The following is an 18,569-nucleotide window of genomic DNA, read 5'->3' on the forward strand; positions in this document are numbered from 1 at the left end:
AATTGGATGCAAAAAAGTTAAATTATTTTATTTTTTGTTAAAAAAGTTAGAGAGTAGGTTGGCTGCTTTAAGTAAACAGCCAACTTTAGTCATGAAAGTCGGGTTATAAAAGTACCAGCTCTGTGGTGTAAAGCACTTCAGTGGGAGAGCCATTTGGTGAGCCACCAATAGGCTCTAAGCTCACTGCTAACAATGCGATATCACTTGCGTTGAAGCGGTTATCTTTAAATAATATTTTACTGCCTTGCTTGGGCAGTAAACCCAATGAAATAGGTGCATCTTGACCTTTTAAAATCATCCACAGCTCATAATCTTTATTAGTTTGAGCAACCAATTGGCTGCTAGCTTTAATTGAGAGCCCTTGCTCGCTTACATCAATAAACCACAATGATTGTTTATCTTGATTTTGAACCAAAGCAATTTGCTGAGTTTGCATAACATTGGTACTAGGCTGAATAACCAAAAAGGCTAAAACAATGCATGCGGCAGTTGCCACAAAAGACCATGTACGCCAAATTGAAGGCTTGGTATGTATGACTGTTTTACTTGTTTGTGGTCTGTTCTCAATACGCTGTAGTATATTTACCCATACATCGTCACGTGGCGTTTGCGGTGTAATAGCACTCGCTAAGTTGTTTAGGTTTTGCTCCCACATATTTGTTGCTTCACGTGCTTGATTTGAGTTAAGTAACAGACGCTGAAAACGCTTTCGGGCAAGCCCTCTAAGTGTGCCAAGCACGTACTGACCAGCAAGCGCGTCTAATAGTTCGGGTTTATTATAATTCATAATGTTAAACACCTTTGTAGCTGCATAAGCCCACGCCTGATCCAGCTTTTAACTGTACCTAATGGCGTTTCTATATGATCGACTAACTCGCTATGACTCAGCCCCTTATAATAAGCTAAGTGAATAGCTTGTTTTTGTTGCGGCTCAAGCTGTTCGATACAATTGACCAGTTTCGTTTCTTCATCGTAATTAACGTCGATACTTTCATTTTCATATTCGTCATCGCCTAAAGACTGCTCTTTTCGTACTTTGTGATAGCGAAGTAAGTCAAGACTTCTGTATCTGACTATACTTATCATCCAACTAATAACGGTGCCTTTAGAGGCGTTATATTCAGATGCGTTATGCCAAATTTTTATAAAAGCGTCTTGTAGTGCCTCTTCTGCATAAGCCCTGTTAGTGAGCATATTTAAGCTAATAGCAAAAAGTTTGCCGCTAGTTTGTTGATATAAACTTGAGAAAGCATTTTTGTCTCCTTGTGCTGTTGCGCACAAAAGGGGGAGTAAATCATCGTTATCCATAGGGGTCCTGTTTTTCTTATTATCATTGAGTAAACGGTTGAGAGTGTGATTTGGATGCAAAAAATTTAATTGCCTTTTAGATTAGTTGCTTTATACGTAAGTACAAGCAATAACCGATCAGTGTTTGAAATTTAGACGTGTAGGTATAATTTATTCACATGTTTGTAAAAAATGCACAAAGAGCGGTCTGTAGTAGATTTTAGTTTATTAATTACTATAGATATCAATGATCTACTGTTCGCGTTTGAATTTTAAATGGCATTTATATGGCGTGATATTTGCAAAAGACTACTTAAAGCCGTTTAAATTAAGATTATAAATCGGCATTATTTTCACAAAGGAGAGACTATGTGGGCTGCAATTAGTTATTCACTATTAGCACTACTGCTTATTTTTATTGGTTGGGAAGTGAACTCTGTTTATTTTGCTATTGTTTTTTATTGGACTGCGCTGTCACTTTTATTAGTGAGTACCGCGTATATTTTTAATACAGCAAAAATATTTAGAAAGCGTGAAAATGGGGTGATCCCATTTTATATACGGTGGGCGTTTGTGCCATTTTTATTCGGTGTGCAAATTTATAACGCCTGGTCACGTAAGCGCGATAAAGTGCCGCCCATTCAACAAATAAACGAAAACCTATTTTTAGCTTGCCGATTATTTCCCTCAGATATAGACACATTAAAAGATAACGGGATTACGGCGATTTTAGATGTTACGTGTGAATTCGACGGACTCGAGTGGAGTTCAACACAAGAGAATATTAATTATTTAAACATTCCGGTGCTCGATCATAGTATTCCTACCCATTCTCAGTTAAATCAGGCTATTAATTGGATTCATCACCATATTAAAGAAGACCATCGCGTAGTCGTTCATTGTGCTTTAGGGCGTGGGCGCTCTGTTTTTGTCATGGCGGCTTATTTACTGAGCCAAAACAAAAATGCAGATGTGCATGAAGTACTTGCACAAATAAAAGAAACCCGCGAAACCGCAAATTTAAATAAGCATCAACTTCGCCATTTAGCTAAGCGACATAAAAAAGGCGAATTACTGATTAAAAACAAAGCCGTTTTAATTGCAAACCCTGTATCTGGTACACGATTATGGGAAGAAAAAGAGCACTTAATTGTTGCGCGGCTATCGGACTATTACGATCTGAAAGTACTCACTACTACAAAAGAAGTTAACGGTATTGAGCTGGCTAAACAGGAAATTGCGCAAAAGCCGGATATTATTATCGCATGCGGGGGAGATGGTACGGTGGCCGAAGTTGCAAGCGTACTTGTAAATACACAATGTAAACTAGGCATCATCCCTATGGGGACTGCAAACGCCCTTGCGCATGTATTGATGGGTATTACCTCTAAATTTATTCCTGTTGAACAGGCTTGTGACTTAATTATAGATGGTCAAACAAGCATAATAGATACTGCTTATTGTAATAATGAATTAGTACTACTGCTCGCGGGTATTGGTTTTGAGCAATCAATGATAGAAAAAGCAGATAGAGAGTCGAAAAATAAGTCGGGGCAACTTGCCTATTTAAATGGTTTTTTTGAAGCGTTTGGCGAGCAAAAATCGCAGTTACTTAAAGTAAAACTCGATGATAATGAGCCAAAAGAAATATGTACTAATAGTTTTATTGTAGCCAATGCTGCGCCTTTTACAACGTTATTGGCTCAAGGTGGCGGACAACCTGATCATAGTGACGGGCTACTCGATATAAATTGGTTAACACCAAATAATGAAGATTCAACCACAGTACTAAGTATTGCAGAGCTGATGTTTAGTAGCTTAACGCAAACACATTTAGCTATAAACTCTCACCATACAAATGCCAAAAGAGTAGAGGTTACAGGCGAAGGAGAGCTTAAGTACGTACTAGATGGTGAAGTTAAAACCGCTCAAAAACTGGTTATTACTATTGAGCCGGCTTCATTAAATGTGATTTGCAAAGAGCAATAAATCGCGCAAGTTATAATCAAAAAAGGAGCTAAATTAGCTCCTTTTTTTACATCACTTTTTAATTGATGGCCAAACAAACCCTGTTGTATCCGGTGCTTGAGAAGATGTTTCTCTTGGTGCACTTTTTGGTCTACGAATAGGCTTATTATTTATAGTGTGAATATAAAGTGCTTCCACTTTATCGCGAGCCCAAGGCGTTTTACGCAAAAACTTTAAACTCGATTTAATGCTGGGTTGATCAGTAAAACATTTAATTTTTACTTGCTCGCCAAGTGTTCTCCAGCCAAGTCGTTGTTCTAACTCAACAAGTATTTGTTCTAATGTTACCCCATGTAGAGGGTTTTTAGGTTGATTATTCATAGCCATACTACTTATTTAAACTGCATGCATTGTAGCTTAAATCAGCTTTTAGCGCTAATTCACAGTGATTGTTTTAGAAGCTGTTGGGTAAATAGCATTACCTTGCTTATCTATTTTAAGCCAAATGAGTTGGCTGTTACTGTGTTGGGGTGTTTTAGCACCACACAAAAGTGTAAAAGAATGAACTTGTATTAATGCGCCTTCGCTATAGCGTTTGTTGTCGTACCAACAGTTAGCTTCTTCATTTACAAACTGGTTTGCATCAATAATTGAATGGGTTTTTAGCGTTGTTGCTTCACTAAGTATTGAATACGATAAGCTGCTAAAACAAAAACATAGAATTAAAAAGTTACGCATTAGAGGCCTTTAAATAGGGAGGGTTAAAAATAATACATTAAGCTAAAAAACGTGCTAGTGTAAAGTACACAAAGTGATTTTAAGTATAAAATTAGTTATTCACAGAACAATAAAAAGGTGCACACAATGCAATTTAATCAAACAATGATCGAAGAATTCACACTATTAGCAAAGTTTCCTCGCGACAGTAAAATGCAGGGTATTAAATTACATTCAGACGCAGAGCCAAGCTTACTTAGCGCAGCGCAACGTTTATTTGAAAAAGGGATTATAGATAGCCCAGATGGCGGATATTTAACTGATCTGGGCTTAGATTTAATTGAGCACGTTACGGTTATTCATAGCGCGCTACAAAGTTAATCTAAATTAGCTTAATTTGCATCGGGTTGATTTTGCGGTGCAGCGTCATTAAATGCAGCTAATTTATTACAATGTTCGTAAATGGCTGCAATTTTTGGATAAGCGCTCATATCTACGTTAAAACGAATTGCATTAAATACTTGCGGCACTAAACAAATGTCAGCAAGTGTTGGTTGGTCACCAAAGCAGTAGCCATTATTTTCGTTTAGCATCAGTTCTATTTTTTCAAAACCCACTTCTATCCAATGTCGATACCATTTATTTTTAGCCTCGTCATCAACACCTAATTCGTTTGATAAATACTTCAGCACGCGTAAATTATTAACAGGATGAATATCGCAAGCAATGGCAAAGCTTAAGTTTCTTATTTGCGACTTTTGCCACGCAGTCCCTGTAATTAATGGCGATTGCGGATAAGTTTCATCTAGCCACTCAAGTATTGCAAGCGATTGTGCTAAAACACCATCATTGGTTTCAAGTGCCGGTAGTAAGCCTTGCGGATTAGTCGCTAAGTATTCTTTCCCAAGCTGCTCCGATTTTAAAAGGTTAACAATAGCAAGTTCATGATCGATTGCTTTTAAGTTAAGCGCTATACGCACTCTATAAGCCGCTGATGAGCGAAAGTAGCTGTATAATTTCATAATTAATCCTGTGAACCTGTAAATTGTTTTTTAATTGTGCGCCAGCAATCGGTGTAATTTGGTTGGCGCTCTTTACCTTCTAATGCATATTTTGTCGGTGAAATTATATAGCGCGACTCAAACATAAAGGCCAATGTGTTTTCATATTTTTGTGGTGTAAGCTCAGCGTTTGAGGCTTTTTCAAATACGTCGGCTTCAGGTCCATGTGGCGACATACAATTGTGTAAACTTGCGCCACCAGGTACAAAACCATGCTCTTTTGCATCATACACACCTTCAATTAAGCCCATAAATTCACTCATAATATTGCGGTGATAATACGGCGGGCGAAATGTATTTTCGGCTACCATCCAACGCGGTGGAAATATCACAAAATCGACATTTGCCATACCCTCAGTAGCAGAAGGAGAGGTTAGTACAGTGAATATAGAAGGATCGGGGTGATCAAAGCTCACTGTATTCATTACATTAAAACGCGATAAGTCGTATTTATAGGGCGCACTATTACCCGTCCATGCAACCACATCAAAAGGAGAGTGCTTAATTTCACAGCTAAATAAATTACCGTTAAATTTAGAAACAAGCTCAAAGTCACCTTCTTTATCTTCAAAGGCCGCTACAGGGTATTGAAAGTCTCTGTCGTTGGCATAACCGTTTGCACCAACAGGTCCTCGCTCTGCAAGCTCTAACGCATGGCCATAATTTTCACAAATATAACCACGGGCTGTATTATCAATTAAATCAACAGAGAACTTAATTCCTCTGGGAACTACAGCAATTTCACCTGGTTTAATGCTTAACTTACCGCACTCGGTGTGAATTAATAACTCACCTTGCTGAGGGACAAACAACATTTCGCCATCGGCATTGCAAAAGTAACGCCCTTGCATTGACTGATTAGCGACATATACATGAATGCCAATACCAGATTGCCCATTAGCACTGCCATTAGCAGCCATCGTTACTAACCCATCAATAAAATCAGTAGGCTGTGAAGGCATATCAATAGGATTCCAACGTAGCATTGTTGGTGGTGTTACGGCTTCAGTGATTGGGGCTGTTCTTATTAGGCCGTTATCAATTGCTTGGTAATCACCTTGCACTACAGACGGACGAAGGCGGTAAAACCAAGTGCGACGATTTGAAGCGCGAGGAGCCGTAAATGCAGTCGAACTAAATTGCTCTGTGTATAAATCGTATTTAACTTTTTGTGGGCTAAATTGTCCTATTGGCAGTGCACCGGGTAGCGCTTGTGTTTCAAATTCATTACCAAAACCTGTCATATAACTTAATTGTGTCGCCATTACTGACTCCTGTGAGAGGGGGGTTGGTTTAATATTATTTTTATTTCAGTTAAGATACTCTCAAGTGAGACTAATATCAAATGTGCAACTACGCATCCGTGTAAATATTAATGAACACCAAAGTAAGCCTTATAAAGCTGGGATAACTAAAAATGAAAATTGATTTAGCAACGTTTTTACCTTATCAATTAACGAATGTAGCAACACGTGTAAGTAATGACTTTGCCGAGGTTTATCAAACTAAGTACGGTTTAAATATTCCCCAGTGGCGAATACTTGCTAATTTAGCGCAGTATGGTCAGAGCAACGCAAAGGATTTATGCACGCAAGCAAATATGGACAAGTCGACTGTGTCGCGTGCGGTAAAAGTTTTAATAGATAAAGGTTTAGTGAAAAGTGAGTTAAATGCACAAGACAAACGCGCGGCCTTACTTGTACTGAGTAAAGTAGGTCAAAGCTTATATGAGCAAATAGCACCCGATGCACTGAATTGGGAAAAACAATTACTAAGCACTTTGACTAATGAAGAATACGAAGTGTTAGTGGGTATTTTTGAAAAGTTAAATAACAAATTAAAGGCATAAAAAAGCCCACCAAAGTGGGCTTTTAAAAGATGTTTTAGGCTACAGTTCTAAATTAGAAAGTGTAACGAACACCTACACGCATTTCCCAAAGAGATGCATCACGTTGAGTTGTGGTGCTTGCGTTATTCCCGTTAAAGTTTGAATAAACGTAACGGCCTTGGTCATCAATATCTGTTGAAATCATACGAGCACCAACGAAAGGACCTTTTTTCAGTACACCCCAATCATCGTTTAACATATTAGTTAAGTTATCGATTACGAAGAATGCTTCACCTTTATGGCCATCCATGAACCCAGGTACTTCTTGAGTTAGCTTAAAGTTAAACTTAACAAACCAATCAGAGTTTTGCGCGTTACGACCTGAAATTTCACCACGTTTTAATCCTTCAGATGCAATGAACTCATTAAATTCATTAATCTCATCTGCTGACATGTTATAAACAACGTTAGGATCGTTTACTAACGGTACATAAAGTAGTTGGCGAGAATCATTTGAATTAAAATCACCAAATGTATCTTCATCGTTACCATTAAATGTGAAGCTGTAAGGCAAGCCTTTGTATGCTTCACCAAATAAATTAAAGCGAGTGCTATATCCATCGATAAATTCATGTGTGTAAGCAAGGTTTAATGTAAAGCGATGAGGTATTTCATAATCTGATGAAGATACACCAGGATCTAACGGGTTAGACGTTGCCAAGTTACCGTAGTTAGAGCTCGCTGTTGAACTTGTCATTGGGTTAACATCATCAGCATCTGTATAAGCATATGATAGTTGTACTTTAATACCGTTATCGAATGCTTTGCTTACAGCTGCAGAGATAATTGAAGTTTCACCACTGTCACCATTAACATTTGTTAAAAGTAAATCACCGTCACGTCCTTCAATAGAGGTTAAAATTGGACGACCATCAAAAGTAGTAGTACCACTGTCAGTAAGGGCTTGGTCCATTAACGTTGCTGCATCACGCTTTTTGGTGTAGAGATAATCTAATGAGATTACATATTCGTCTTCTGTTGTATAAGTAGCCCCTACTGAATATTTCCATTCCGATGGGATTTCAAAATCAGAAGCTACGGCGTTCGTAAAGCTATCTCCAGAACCAATTACTGTGTTAGCTACTTTATCAAACTGTGATTGTGGTACATCAAAACCTGGTTTTCCACCATTCACATTTGGTGTAGCAAATAAATCAATAGATCCAAACTGATTTGCGCTAATATTTGTGATGCCGTCGTTTGAATATGAGTTAGATAACCACACATTCGGATTACCACCTGAAAATAAGCCCAAACCTGCGCGAACTTCAAGTGCATCAGTTGCATACCATTCAAAGCCAATACGTGGTTGAACTAAATCCACACCATCAAATGTTGATTGGTTACTGAAACCATAACGTGCAGTATAGTTTTCATTTAAAGTAGGCTTGTCATCGCTAGTGTAACTGTCGTAACGAAGACCAAACGTTAGTGATGCATCAATGTCTGAGAAGCTATATTCATCTTGAATATAAAAAGTATGTTGAGCATATGAGAAGCTAGCGCCGGCATCTGCAGCATTATTCGTACCTGCGGCATTATTGTAGAAAATTGCACTTGCAATTCCTGCTTCGTAATCATCAATACTTGCAAAACTCCATTCACCTTGCGTGTGTTGAACGAATTGGTTAAATACTTCTAGCTCTTCATACTCGTAACCAGCTGTTATCGTGTGCTGGTCAAGGTAGTAAGTACCAGCAAGTTTAAATGTAGTTGTATCGTAATTTAAATCGTTTGATTGACGAGAATCATCTGGACCTAAATATACTCGACCTCCATCCGATGTGTTTACTTGGAATTCACCAAAGCTGCTTGCAGCATCAAGTGATTCAACACGTGCATCTAGTTCCGATTTACCTAAACGAACTTCAGTTGAAAAATCGTCATTCCAGTCTGAGTATATTGAACCGATGATTGAAGTAAATTCTGCACCTTGCTCATAAAAGTGACTATCTAACGATAGGCGAGTTGAACCAGTATCTGATTGAGATAATGTAAAGCCGTCATTATAGTTATAAACTAAGTTAGCACGGTGAGAATCGTTAATGTTCCAATCTAATTTAATTAATATTTTTTCATCTTCTACAGGTGCACTCGAAGGAGTGGTACCTGCATCATAACCATACACATTTTGTGAAATTTGTTGGATACGAGCTAAGTCGCTTTCAGAAACACTTGAACCTAAAGGGTCATAATTGAATTGTGCTACCCCTTCTAGCTTTTCATATGAAGTATATAAAAATAATGAATCTTTAATTAGAGGTAAGCCAACATTAAAACCGTAGCGTTTTTCATTATAACTACCGTTATCAACGTCTTCGCCTTCAATTTTATCACCTTTCATTGAATCATTTGTGTAATCGAAAAACACGCCACCATGAATTTCGTTGCCGCCAGATTTAGTTACAGCATTGATGTTACACGCTGTAAATCCACCGTACTGAACATCAAATGGTGCAAGTTCTACAGCTACTTGCTCAATTGAATCAAAAGAAAAAGGTGCGCGAATAGTAGGGTAACCATTTGAGCTTAAGCCGAAGTTATCGTTCATACGAACGCCGTCTAGCGTTAAACTATTAAATTTTGGATTACCGCCACCACAGTTAATAGTGCCGCGGCTATCATCTATTGCTACTCGTGGATCAACACGAATGATATCTTTTAAATCACGGTTAATAGCAGGCTGATTCTCTAGATCTGTAAGTGTGAAAGTAGACGCCGGACCAGTACCGCCAGACATAGAGCTAATTGGCGCGCCAGAAACTACGATTTGTTCCATGCTTGATTGTGACTCAAGAGAAACGTTTACTGGATAATCGTTACCAATATTAAGAATAATGTTATTGAATTCTTGGTCTGCATATACATCTGAATCAACAATTACTTTATAAGGACCGCCAACTCGCAGGCCTTTAGCTGTAAAATAACCAGCGTCATTTACTTCAGTTGTTTTTACTGATCCAGAAGGTACGTGTAAAATTGTTACTTTAGTGCCGGCTGCTGGGTTGCCGTTAGGCCCCATTACTTGACCTTTAATTGCAGAGGTCGTTTCGTTAGCCATTGCAGCGCCACTTACACCAACACATGCTGCAATAGCAAGTGAAAGAGCTGTTTTGCGTAATTGAGTTTTCATTTAATTTTCCCGTGTAGTTATTAATTAAATTTTTATATTTTTATTTTAAAATTTTTCAAAATAAACAGTTAAAGTTCATTTATTCAAAATCCGTTACTAGTGTACCTTATTTATTCGTTACAAATAAAATACAACTGCAATATATTTTTAATAAATAGTACTATTTTTGTCTATTTGAGTGTTTTTTTGAGCAATAACTCTATATCGGGGTATATATTACGTGGGCTTTATGACAAACATGTGAAATTGGGGTGTGAAAAACAAAAAACCCATTACAAATTTGCAATGGGTTTTGTTAACAAATAACTTAATGTGTTATTACTTACCTATTAAGGCTTAAAACTTGTAGCTAATACCAACTTTAGCCTGCCAAGCTGATGACGATGAATTGATTTGTGAGTAATTACGCACATCTGCACCGCCAAAGCTGTTGTCTATTTTATATCTGCCTTGGTCATCAAGGCCACCAAAGTCATAAATAGTTTGGTTAGAGTAACCTAAGCGTTTTTCTACACCCCAGTCGCTGTTTAGAAGGTTTGCGAAATTATCAATCATTAGATAAACCTCACCAGTGTGACCTTCAGCAAAGCCTGGTATTTCTTGCTTAATGCTAACGTCCATCGTAGTAACCCAAGGTTGAGTTGCTGTATTTTTACCTAAAATACCACCACGCTGAGATATACCAGCACGCTCTAGTAATGGTTCTAACTCAGCCCAAGTCATACCTGATTCATCCCAGTTTACATTTGGATCATCAGCACCTGTAGGTATATATGGTAAGTAAGCACCATTACTGAAGAAACTACTCGTATCACCCAAATCACTGTCTTTATACATGTTCATTGTATAACTAAATGGACGACCTGAACGACGTTCAAAATACACGTTAAACTTAGTCGCATACCCTTCAAAAAACTCTGTGTTATATGCTAAGTTGATTTTAAAGCTGTGCTCAACTTCGTAAAAACCACGTGCTGCAATATCTTCATTACGATTTACTGTAATATTATGCTTGTAGTTGCCTTCCGCTTGAGAAGCTGAACCGGCTGATGACTCGGTAACATCCTGGTGTGCATAGCTTGCCGATACAAACAGGCCATTATCCCACTGTTTAGCAATACCTGTTGAAATAATAATTGAACGTCCATCATCAGATGAATTCGTCATTTCTATGTCAGCGTTATCAGCTAAAGAGCCACTATAAATAGTTTCATTTATAACGCGTTCACCATCAGCTGCAATACCGATTGGGTTAATAGATGTATTATGCCATACCGCCTCATTCTCTTTTTTATGATAAGCAATCTCTGCTTGCCATTTAAAGCCATCACCTAATAGTTCAGAATCAAACTCATATTCAAAACCTATTTGGGTGCGAATGCTTGAAGGCAATTTAAAATCAGGGTCGATATAAGCAACGCTACCAGCACCTTGTTCTAATGAGTTTTTAATTTCATCAGGCACCTGAGTAATATCGGCAGTGTTATTTGCATAGTAGTCGTTAATTACATCGTTAGGAGCAGATACTAATGTAATACCATCGCTTTGGAATGAGTTGTTATACCAAACATTTGGAATACCACCTTGGAAGCGACCAATACCACCGTTAATAGTAAGGGCTTCTGTTACGTAGTATTTAAAGCCAACGCGAGGAAGTATAATGTCTAGACCATCTAGATTTTCTTGGTTAGTAAAGCCATACGTATTCGCAAAATTTTCATTTAGAGTTGGTTTATCATCTGATGATAAACGCTCATAACGAACACCTGCTGTAACTTCTAAATCGTCACCTACATAAAAAGTGTCTTCAATGTAAAGTGCTAGTTGGTTACGTCTTACATCATATGCTGTATCAGATGAATCATTAGTGTAAGCATTCTGATAAGAGAAATCATAAGAACCAATTTCACGGTTTTCAAAATTTTCTAAGCTATCAAACTTCCACGTGCCAAGAGAGTTTTCAGCAAATAAGTTATATAAACGAAGTGACTCATATTGAGCACCAAAGTTTATTTCATGCTCATCCATTAAATAGGTAGCATCGAGTGTGAAAGTTAAATTTTGCGTTTCAGAGCGGTTAGCATGACGATATTGATCTGTACCAAAGTTGTAAGAAGGGCCATTTCGACCATCTTCATCAACTGAAATACTACCTAGGTTTGAGCGAGTTGCGCTATCAGAGGTAACATCTTTATATGACACACCAATTTCAGTAGAAAAATCTTCAGTCCAATCAGAGTAAAGCTTTGTTGAAAAGTTATTGAACTTCGTTACGTAGGCGTAGGTGTTCGATGTTAGTACAATATTATCGCCACCGGTGCTAGTGTTACGCTCATCTTGATCGTCTTGCCATTGGTAAGTAAAATCTAAACGATGGTCATCACTTGCGTTCCAGCTTAGCTTAACTAACAGGTTTTTATTTGTATCTTCTGGCGCACCTGCTAATGAATCAGTCAAGCCATATTCATTATTTAAAATAGAAATGAAACGGTTATAGTTAGCTTCTGAAGTATTAAATTCGTTGGCTGCACCAGAGCCGTCAAAGCCGTAATCAAGATCTAATTCGCTTGACCATTCTGAATAGTTAACGAAATAAAACAGTTCGTCTTTAACAATTGCGCCACCAACGTTAAAACCAAATCTTTCTTCAGTTTTAATCGGCTCTACTTTATTTGTAGAGTAAGTTTTATGACCTAGCTCATCAAGATCGTCTTCTTGTACAATATTATCGACATCGCCAGCTATCTCAGGAGTAGATATTTCATAAAAGCCAGAGAATTTAAACTCATTCGTACCAGACTTTGTTACTGCGTTAATAGTACCGCCACCAAAGTTACCTTTAGAAGCTGAGAAAGGAGATACATCAACAGAAACTTGTTCAATAGCATCAAGTGCTACAGGAGGCTGAGAAGTCGGGTAGCCACCAAAGTTCAAGCCAAAGTCATCATTTTGACCAATACCGTCAACTGTTAAACCGTTGCTACGAGGGTTACTACCTGCAAACGTTAGCTCACCATTACCATTAATACTGGCGAGTGGGTTTAAGCGCGCAATATCTTTAATGTCGCGGTTAAAGCTTGGCATATTTTCAATAGTGTCAGAGCCAAATGTACTGCTAGAGCCACCTGATTGTTGAACAATCTTATAACCAGACACTTCAATCTTTTCGATGTTTAGCGGAGCAAGCTGCGAGCTTAAACGGTAAGTTTCACCAAGGTTCAAGTAGATATTTTCAACAGTGGTATCGTTAAACGTATCAGAATCAATGATAACCATGTAAGGACCACCTACACGTAAGCCATTAGCGATAAACGTACCACTTTCGTTTGTAGTTAGCTCGCTAATAGTTCCCGTTGGTTGGTGAACTACTTTAATTTTAACGTTTGCAGCACTGCCACCTGAAGGCGTTGTAATTTTACCACGCATTGCAGATGAAGTATCAGCAGCCATTGCGCTTGTAGAAACACCTAGAGCTAAAATTACCGCTCCAGTTAATTTCGAAAGGCGAAGCTTAGTCATAATGTTGATTTCCCGTGTGTAGGTTATATAAATTTAATACTGTTTATTTGTCAGTCGTCATTTTTAGTGCCGTTTCTAACTCTTTTGCAGAAGGGTCAAATAAGGCGTTCAATAGTCCAGCTAGTCGAATACCCGCTTGTTGTAGGCGTGTTTTAACAATTGGAGTGTTGTTATAAATGTAGCTGTACCCAACTTCGTCGTTGGTGTACTTATAAATTTTTGTTGCTAAATTGTGTGATTCTTCAACCCAAGTTTTAGGTGAGCTTTGTAAATACTCAGCAATTAACTCGCTGTTATTTGTATCAATAAATTGAGCGTATTCAGTAAACGACAAGTTCTCGTTCTCAACTAACTTTGTATCCCAAAGGCTGTGAAGATTTGTTTCTTCGTTAAAAAATGAAACCTTAATACGGTTACCACCTCTGTCTTCACCTCGACCGGCATGAAATGGCTGATGGCTATCGCCTACTAAATGCACTAAAAAACGCAAACTGAACTGCTTAGCATCTAAGGTGCTATTTTTATCAGTGAGTGTTTGCATGGAATAGTGAATGCCTTCTAGGATATTACTTACAGATTCTTTGTTTTTAGTGTGATCGTGATTGAAGCTGAAAGATTTTCCTGGTGCTGCATTAATATAATGCCAACGAGATGATTGCTTTTGCCAAAAGTCGCCAGGAGCAGAGCGCATTTCATCAGGCCACGTTGATATTTGCGCAAGTGACTCACCATCTAAATAAGGTTTAATTGCTGCTTTAGTTGTTTCGCTTATATGAGATTGTGCAATCTGCCCTACAATACGGTGGCCATTTTGACCCCAAGCGTGTGAGTTAGTGCTTGTGAATATCGCACTAATCAAAAGCGCAGAAGATATCGAGTACTTTATATTGTTATGCATTAAAACTTCCTAAATGAATATTTCATGGGGTTGCTATAAGCTAATGCGGTCAATTGTCCTCATTTTTAATGTTGATAGGAAGGACTTATTAAAATTCATAGTTTCTTATTAAATTGCGTTTAAAATCAGTCTCTTATATTTAACAGGTAAAATTACTTGTTGTAATAGGTAAGCGAAATTGTTCAAATACACTATATCGTCTATTTTTGGGTGGCATTGCTTTGGATTATAAAAATATTGTGTTGCACAAAATGTTAATTGTTACATTTTTGTTTCTATTATTGGTCGTTACGTGGGTTTGCGGTCAAGTTAGTGTATACAATGATGATTTACATTTTCCGGTTATGATCGAAACCTCAACAGAGTGTCAAACAACTGCTACAAGTAACAAAGGCCAATTAATTGTTTTTACACAATCAAAAAAAATAGCCAAATTATTAACACAAAAGTTATGCTCTGATAACGTAGTAGCTAAGCAATATGGCTCTGTAAAAGGGTATTGGGGGTATAGAACGGCAGACAGCTTTGAGTTTGTGGGTAAAGGAATTGCTGACTTAATTTTGGCTAAAAACAATATTATGGCAGCCTTTAAAGCAGAGTCGACATATAACTACCAGCCCGTTGTTGGTTTTTCTGACTACACGGCTTTTTTTATATCTTCTAAAGAAAAACCTCGAGTCACTAAACAATATTTTTTAGATAAACGCATAGGTTTGCTTGATTATCCTACCAGCCGATCAGGGCATATTTTACCAAAGCAAATGTTTAAAGAACTGGATATAAATTTAGCTAATTTGAAAATCACTTATGCTAGTTCTCATAACGAATTACGCGATTTACTCGCCAACGGAAAAGTAGATATTATTGCTTCGTTTTGGAAAGAGAGTGACGAAAAACGTTTTTCAAAAAACTATATTACGCCTTTGAGTAATAATATTACTGGAACAAGATGGTATTTAAAAATGCAGCAAAACAATACTGATTTATTATGTGCAGTACAGGCAAATTTGCTTGATATGTCTAAAGATCAAAGTTTGCATTATTATCAAAATGCACAATCGTTTTGGAGTTGCGGTACTAGCTCAGTAAACTTAAAAGAGGAAGTTAGTGATGAGTAAATATAAACAACTACTTGTTTTACTATGCTTATTTTTAACTTTATCTTCTGTGTTTTATATTTCTGTAATTCAAAAAAGCCAGCAAGTGACTAAACAAAAAATAACGCAGATAGAAAGGCAAATAGCACTCGACTTACCATTACTTGATTTATCAAATGAGCTGCTAAAGCATTCAGGGAATAAAGATGCGGTTAATAGCTACATTAAAACCTTAAACAGCTACATTAATTCGAATGATCTTAAAGTTGTTGCTATTGCACCAAAAGGCGAAATACTAGCACCTGTAAACTTACACCAAATAACACGTAGTTTGAGCACTAATAACGGACCTGTATTAGTTGTATTTAACGTTCAGCAAACCCACTTTACAGTGAGCCATCTTATTTACTATTTTATATTTTTAGTATTAAGTGTGTTGATTAGTTTTTGGGTTAAGTTTGCGTTTATCAAACAAAGCAATAAGCAGTCTAATAATGCACAGCATCAATCAATTGCAGAGCCTACGCCGCTGATACTTATAGTTGATCTTAACGATAAAACACTATCAAGTAGTTGTAATGCAGAGCAAAAAGTGGGTTTAGCCAATAAGCCATTATGCTTTTATTTAGCACTTGTAGAGTATTGTACAAATAACGATGATGTAGCGCTTAGTCATAATAAAGATGTACCAGAGGAGCTTCTAGAGCTCGCTAACAAGTATTTTTATAGGTTGGTCGAACTTGGTCATACGGTTAGAAAAAGGCCTAATTTTAATAATAGCCTAGAAAAAACCTTGAGTGAGATACGTGCGGCGTTAGATGAAGTACTTAGTGAGTGTCCTGAAGAAAAAGAGTTATATTACCCACCTAAAGCCTATGGGGAAGGCTCTCGTTCTCGTTTGCATAGTTATGGGCTGGCAAATATTAAAAAAGGTAATATTGAAATAAGAGGAAAGTAACTAGATTACTTTCCTCTTATTCTTAGAGGTTATTTAGGGGTAAATTCAGCCGCTTTGAGAGGGCTATTTTTTGATATAAAGTCTTGAAGTGCTTTAGCATCTGTTTCGTCTGTACTTACAAAGCCTTTTTTATTTGTAAGTGCAGGATAACCATCACCGCCTGATGCGTTATAGCTATTTAGACTCATTCTGTATGTTTTATTTTTATTAAGCGGTTCGCCATTGATCAAAACATTAACCAACTGATTATTTTTACGCTCAAACGATATTTTATGGTATTGCAAATAAGCACCAGCATCCGGTGGGAAGCTCGTTACTGTATTTAAGTAATCCCATAAATCACTGCCTTGCCAATCCATATAAGTAATGCGGTTTTTAAAAGGATGTACTTTTAAAATATCTTTATAGCTTACTTTACCAGCCTCTATTGAGCTGCGAATACCACCGCCACTTATTAATCCAAAGTCTGCATTTACTACATCCATTTGAGCTTGAATAATTACACGTGCAAGGTTTGTTTGTTGGTAACGAACTTTGTTTCTGTCACCTTCTAAGCGAGCATCTACTTCACCAATGGTACCTTCAATTTGTTTAGCGCCTTTAGCTTGGTATACCGCTAAATAAGATTCAAGTTTAGGGTCTGGTTTAATGTACTCGTTTGCTAATACTGCTTTAGTAGAGCCATCAGCTTGAACTTTATCTACATACAAATTAACAGGCATGAGTTTGTAGTCTAGTAACGTTAATTTTCCGTTTTCAAGCTTAAACTCAGCTTTACCAACATACTTACCCCATTCATGGGCTTGCATAATGTAAGTACCGTTTTGCTGGTCTGGCTTACAGGCAAGGCCAGGTTTAAAGTTGTCGTCATTTACATTTGTATCACTCATACACACAGGTTCTTGTGAGTGACCGCCAATGATCATATCAAGCGTGTTTGCAGGAAGTGAGCGAGCAAGTGTTACATCACCTGGTGCATTAATGCCAAAGCTAGCATCAACATAATGACCCATATGAGTCAGCGCAATGGTAATATCAGGGTTGTACTTAGCTTTTATTTCTTTAGCTAGTTTTGCGGTAACGTCAACAGGGTCTTTAAACTCTAAGTGGCCAATATACTGAGGATTACCAATTTTAGCTGTGTCTGTTGTTGTTAATCCAATAACAGCAATAGTTAAGCCATTTTTTTTGAATATTTTATAGCTATCAAACGCATGTTCGCCTGATTCTTTTTCAAATATATTGGCTGATAGAAAAGGAAAGTTCACCCATTTTTGCTGTTGCTTCAATACATCAATAGGGTTATCGAATTCGTGATTACCTAATGCCATTGCATCATAACCAATCAGCGACATACCTTTAAAGTCAGGTTCTGCTTTTTGTAAATCTGACTCAGGAATACCGGTATTAATGTCACCACCAGAGAGAAGTAAAACGGCATGACCTTGCTTTTGGGCATCATTACGTAAAGAGTCAATTAACGTTTTGCGAGCGGCCATACCGTATTCGCCTTTTTCGTTTTGCCAAAAACGGCCGTGATTATCATTAGTATGAAGAACAGTTAAATATTCAGTAGGAGTACTGTTAGAGGTTGATTCAGGAGCAGGAGATGTACATCCAAGTACACTAAAAATAATCGAAAATAAAATAATTATACGCATAAAATACCTATGGATTAAGGTCTACTTAATTTATCAAGCGGGTAGTTTAAACTAGTTTTATGCTAAAAAAACGTACTTATTGACATTTTATTTAGAAGGTACAGTTAATCGATTTGTGGCGGCACTTTCGCGACGCTTTAACTCTGCATCCGCATATTCCCGCTTAGTATGGTTTATACCTACCATCCACGTTAAAAAGCTCGCCGGTAGTTTTGTGTATGGTTCACCTTTGTGTAAACCAAAGTCGCAAATTGTTTGTTTAGTATGTGGCATTGTTAGATCCTGTTGTTTGTGTTTTTTTAAGGTAACAAATAAGTGACCACACTTTTAAGATGATTTAATTTTAAATAGTTAGATTTATATAGCAAAAAAGAATATAAAT

General features: G+C 37.4%; 16 protein-coding genes. 5 read left to right on the forward strand and 11 right to left on the reverse strand.

All coding sequences use genetic code 11. The features are described 5' to 3' along the window. Positions 1-103: 103 nt before the first annotated feature. Positions 104-787, reverse strand: coding sequence for an anti-sigma factor (locus tag AC5NT5_RS19015; protein ID WP_182673611.1), 684 nt, complete (start codon positions 785-787; stop codon positions 104-106). Beyond that, positions 784-1,308, reverse strand: a complete 525-nt coding sequence (locus AC5NT5_RS19020) for a sigma-70 family RNA polymerase sigma factor (protein ID WP_182673610.1) — start codon at positions 1,306-1,308, stop codon at positions 784-786. The genes AC5NT5_RS19015 and AC5NT5_RS19020 overlap by 4 nt, the downstream gene beginning before the upstream one ends. 348 nt (positions 1,309-1,656) lie before the next feature. Here AC5NT5_RS19020 and AC5NT5_RS19025 point away from each other — a divergent pair, with 348 nt between their 5' ends. After that, the gene (locus AC5NT5_RS19025; RefSeq protein ID WP_494513800.1) at positions 1,657-3,276 is read left to right on the forward strand and encodes a diacylglycerol kinase family protein; all 1,620 of its coding nucleotides are present in this window, start codon (positions 1,657-1,659) and stop codon (positions 3,274-3,276) included. Between the two features lie 51 nt (positions 3,277-3,327). Here the strand turns inward: AC5NT5_RS19025 and AC5NT5_RS19030 are convergent, their stop codons facing one another. Together AC5NT5_RS19030 and AC5NT5_RS19035 are read right to left on the reverse strand one after the other, a co-directional pair. Next, on the reverse strand, positions 3,328-3,636 hold the full coding sequence (locus AC5NT5_RS19030; protein ID WP_024591820.1) for a VF530 family protein: 309 nt from the start codon (positions 3,634-3,636) through the stop codon (positions 3,328-3,330). Positions 3,637-3,690: 54 nt separating this feature from the next. Beyond that, positions 3,691-3,993, reverse strand: coding sequence for a DUF1496 domain-containing protein (locus tag AC5NT5_RS19035; protein WP_494513801.1), 303 nt, complete (start codon positions 3,991-3,993; stop codon positions 3,691-3,693). A gap of 126 nt (positions 3,994-4,119) precedes the next feature. Here AC5NT5_RS19035 and AC5NT5_RS19040 point away from each other — a divergent pair, with 126 nt between their 5' ends. Next, positions 4,120-4,353, forward strand: coding sequence for a TIGR02647 family protein (locus AC5NT5_RS19040; protein WP_007375551.1), 234 nt, complete (start codon positions 4,120-4,122; stop codon positions 4,351-4,353). A gap of 11 nt (positions 4,354-4,364) precedes the next feature. Here AC5NT5_RS19040 and maiA read toward each other — a convergent pair whose 3' ends face one another. Then, positions 4,365-4,994 carry a maleylacetoacetate isomerase gene (maiA, locus tag AC5NT5_RS19045; RefSeq protein WP_024591819.1) on the reverse strand — a complete coding sequence of 210 codons (630 nt, stop codon included), beginning with the start codon at positions 4,992-4,994 and terminating at the stop codon, positions 4,365-4,367. 2 nt (positions 4,995-4,996) lie between these two features. After that, positions 4,997-6,298, reverse strand: a complete 1,302-nt coding sequence (gene hmgA / locus AC5NT5_RS19050; RefSeq protein WP_024591818.1) for a homogentisate 1,2-dioxygenase — start codon at positions 6,296-6,298, stop codon at positions 4,997-4,999. A 152-nt stretch (positions 6,299-6,450) separates the two neighbouring features. Between hmgA and AC5NT5_RS19055 the strand changes: the two genes are divergently transcribed. Next, positions 6,451-6,882, forward strand: coding sequence for a MarR family winged helix-turn-helix transcriptional regulator (locus AC5NT5_RS19055; protein ID WP_182671132.1), 432 nt, complete (start codon positions 6,451-6,453; stop codon positions 6,880-6,882). 52 nt (positions 6,883-6,934) lie between these two features. Here AC5NT5_RS19055 and AC5NT5_RS19060 read toward each other — a convergent pair whose 3' ends face one another. From AC5NT5_RS19060 to AC5NT5_RS19070, 3 genes are all read right to left on the reverse strand, one after another. After that, entirely contained in the window at positions 6,935-10,054 is a 3,120-nt protein-coding gene (locus tag AC5NT5_RS19060; RefSeq protein WP_165742535.1) for a TonB-dependent receptor, read from the reverse strand. 336 nt (positions 10,055-10,390) lie between these two features. Then, positions 10,391-13,573, reverse strand: a complete 3,183-nt coding sequence (locus AC5NT5_RS19065; RefSeq protein WP_494513802.1) for a TonB-dependent receptor — start codon at positions 13,571-13,573, stop codon at positions 10,391-10,393. Between the two features lie 43 nt (positions 13,574-13,616). After that, on the reverse strand, positions 13,617-14,471 hold the full coding sequence (locus AC5NT5_RS19070) for a S1/P1 nuclease (RefSeq protein WP_182671135.1): 855 nt from the start codon (positions 14,469-14,471) through the stop codon (positions 13,617-13,619). Positions 14,472-14,722: 251 nt separating this feature from the next. Between AC5NT5_RS19070 and AC5NT5_RS19075 the strand changes: the two genes are divergently transcribed. After that, entirely contained in the window at positions 14,723-15,589 is an 867-nt protein-coding gene (locus tag AC5NT5_RS19075; RefSeq protein ID WP_494513803.1) for a type 2 periplasmic-binding domain-containing protein, read from the forward strand. Next, positions 15,582-16,526: a hypothetical protein gene (locus tag AC5NT5_RS19080; RefSeq protein WP_494513804.1), complete on the forward strand. Its 945-nt coding sequence runs from the start codon at positions 15,582-15,584 to the stop codon at positions 16,524-16,526. The genes AC5NT5_RS19075 and AC5NT5_RS19080 overlap by 8 nt, the downstream gene beginning before the upstream one ends. Positions 16,527-16,555: 29 nt before the next feature. On the opposite strand, the gene ushA is transcribed toward AC5NT5_RS19080, so the two are convergent. Together ushA and AC5NT5_RS19090 are read right to left on the reverse strand one after the other, a co-directional pair. After that, the gene (gene ushA, locus AC5NT5_RS19085) at positions 16,556-18,187 is read right to left on the reverse strand and encodes a bifunctional UDP-sugar hydrolase/5'-nucleotidase UshA (RefSeq protein WP_024594580.1); all 1,632 of its coding nucleotides are present in this window, start codon (positions 18,185-18,187) and stop codon (positions 16,556-16,558) included. 87 nt (positions 18,188-18,274) lie between these two features. Further along, a complete protein-coding gene (locus AC5NT5_RS19090) occupies positions 18,275-18,460 on the reverse strand; it encodes a hypothetical protein (RefSeq protein ID WP_024594581.1) in 186 nt (61 codons plus the stop codon). Between the last annotated feature and the right edge of the window lie 109 nt (positions 18,461-18,569).

The sequence above is a fragment of the Pseudoalteromonas sp. J2K-J599 genome, assembly GCF_059295115.2.

Bases quoted from the DNA above. Each gene is read 5' to 3' on its own strand.
- AC5NT5_RS19035 (WP_494513801.1), bottom strand. From the start codon at position 3,993: ATGCGTAACTTTTTAATTCTATGTTTTTGTTTTAGCAGCTTATCGTAT.
- AC5NT5_RS19020 (WP_182673610.1), bottom strand. From the start codon at position 1,308: ATGGATAACGATGATTTACTCCCCCTTTTGTGCGCAACAGCACAAGGA.
- AC5NT5_RS19070 (WP_182671135.1), bottom strand. From the start codon at position 14,471: ATGCATAACAATATAAAGTACTCGATATCTTCTGCGCTTTTGATTAGT.
- AC5NT5_RS19025 (WP_494513800.1), top strand. From the start codon at position 1,657: ATGTGGGCTGCAATTAGTTATTCACTATTAGCACTACTGCTTATTTTT.
- maiA (WP_024591819.1), bottom strand. From the start codon at position 4,994: ATGAAATTATACAGCTACTTTCGCTCATCAGCGGCTTATAGAGTGCGT.
- AC5NT5_RS19080 (WP_494513804.1), top strand. From the start codon at position 15,582: ATGAGTAAATATAAACAACTACTTGTTTTACTATGCTTATTTTTAACT.
- AC5NT5_RS19030 (WP_024591820.1), bottom strand. From the start codon at position 3,636: ATGAATAATCAACCTAAAAACCCTCTACATGGGGTAACATTAGAACAA.
- AC5NT5_RS19015 (WP_182673611.1), bottom strand. From the start codon at position 787: ATGAATTATAATAAACCCGAACTATTAGACGCGCTTGCTGGTCAGTAC.
- hmgA (WP_024591818.1), bottom strand. From the start codon at position 6,298: ATGGCGACACAATTAAGTTATATGACAGGTTTTGGTAATGAATTTGAA.
- AC5NT5_RS19055 (WP_182671132.1), top strand. From the start codon at position 6,451: ATGAAAATTGATTTAGCAACGTTTTTACCTTATCAATTAACGAATGTA.
- AC5NT5_RS19040 (WP_007375551.1), top strand. From the start codon at position 4,120: ATGCAATTTAATCAAACAATGATCGAAGAATTCACACTATTAGCAAAG.
- AC5NT5_RS19065 (WP_494513802.1), bottom strand. From the start codon at position 13,573: ATGACTAAGCTTCGCCTTTCGAAATTAACTGGAGCGGTAATTTTAGCT.
- AC5NT5_RS19075 (WP_494513803.1), top strand. From the start codon at position 14,723: ATGTTAATTGTTACATTTTTGTTTCTATTATTGGTCGTTACGTGGGTT.
- AC5NT5_RS19090 (WP_024594581.1), bottom strand. From the start codon at position 18,460: ATGCCACATACTAAACAAACAATTTGCGACTTTGGTTTACACAAAGGT.
- AC5NT5_RS19060 (WP_165742535.1), bottom strand. From the start codon at position 10,054: ATGAAAACTCAATTACGCAAAACAGCTCTTTCACTTGCTATTGCAGCA.
- ushA (WP_024594580.1), bottom strand. From the start codon at position 18,187: ATGCGTATAATTATTTTATTTTCGATTATTTTTAGTGTACTTGGATGT.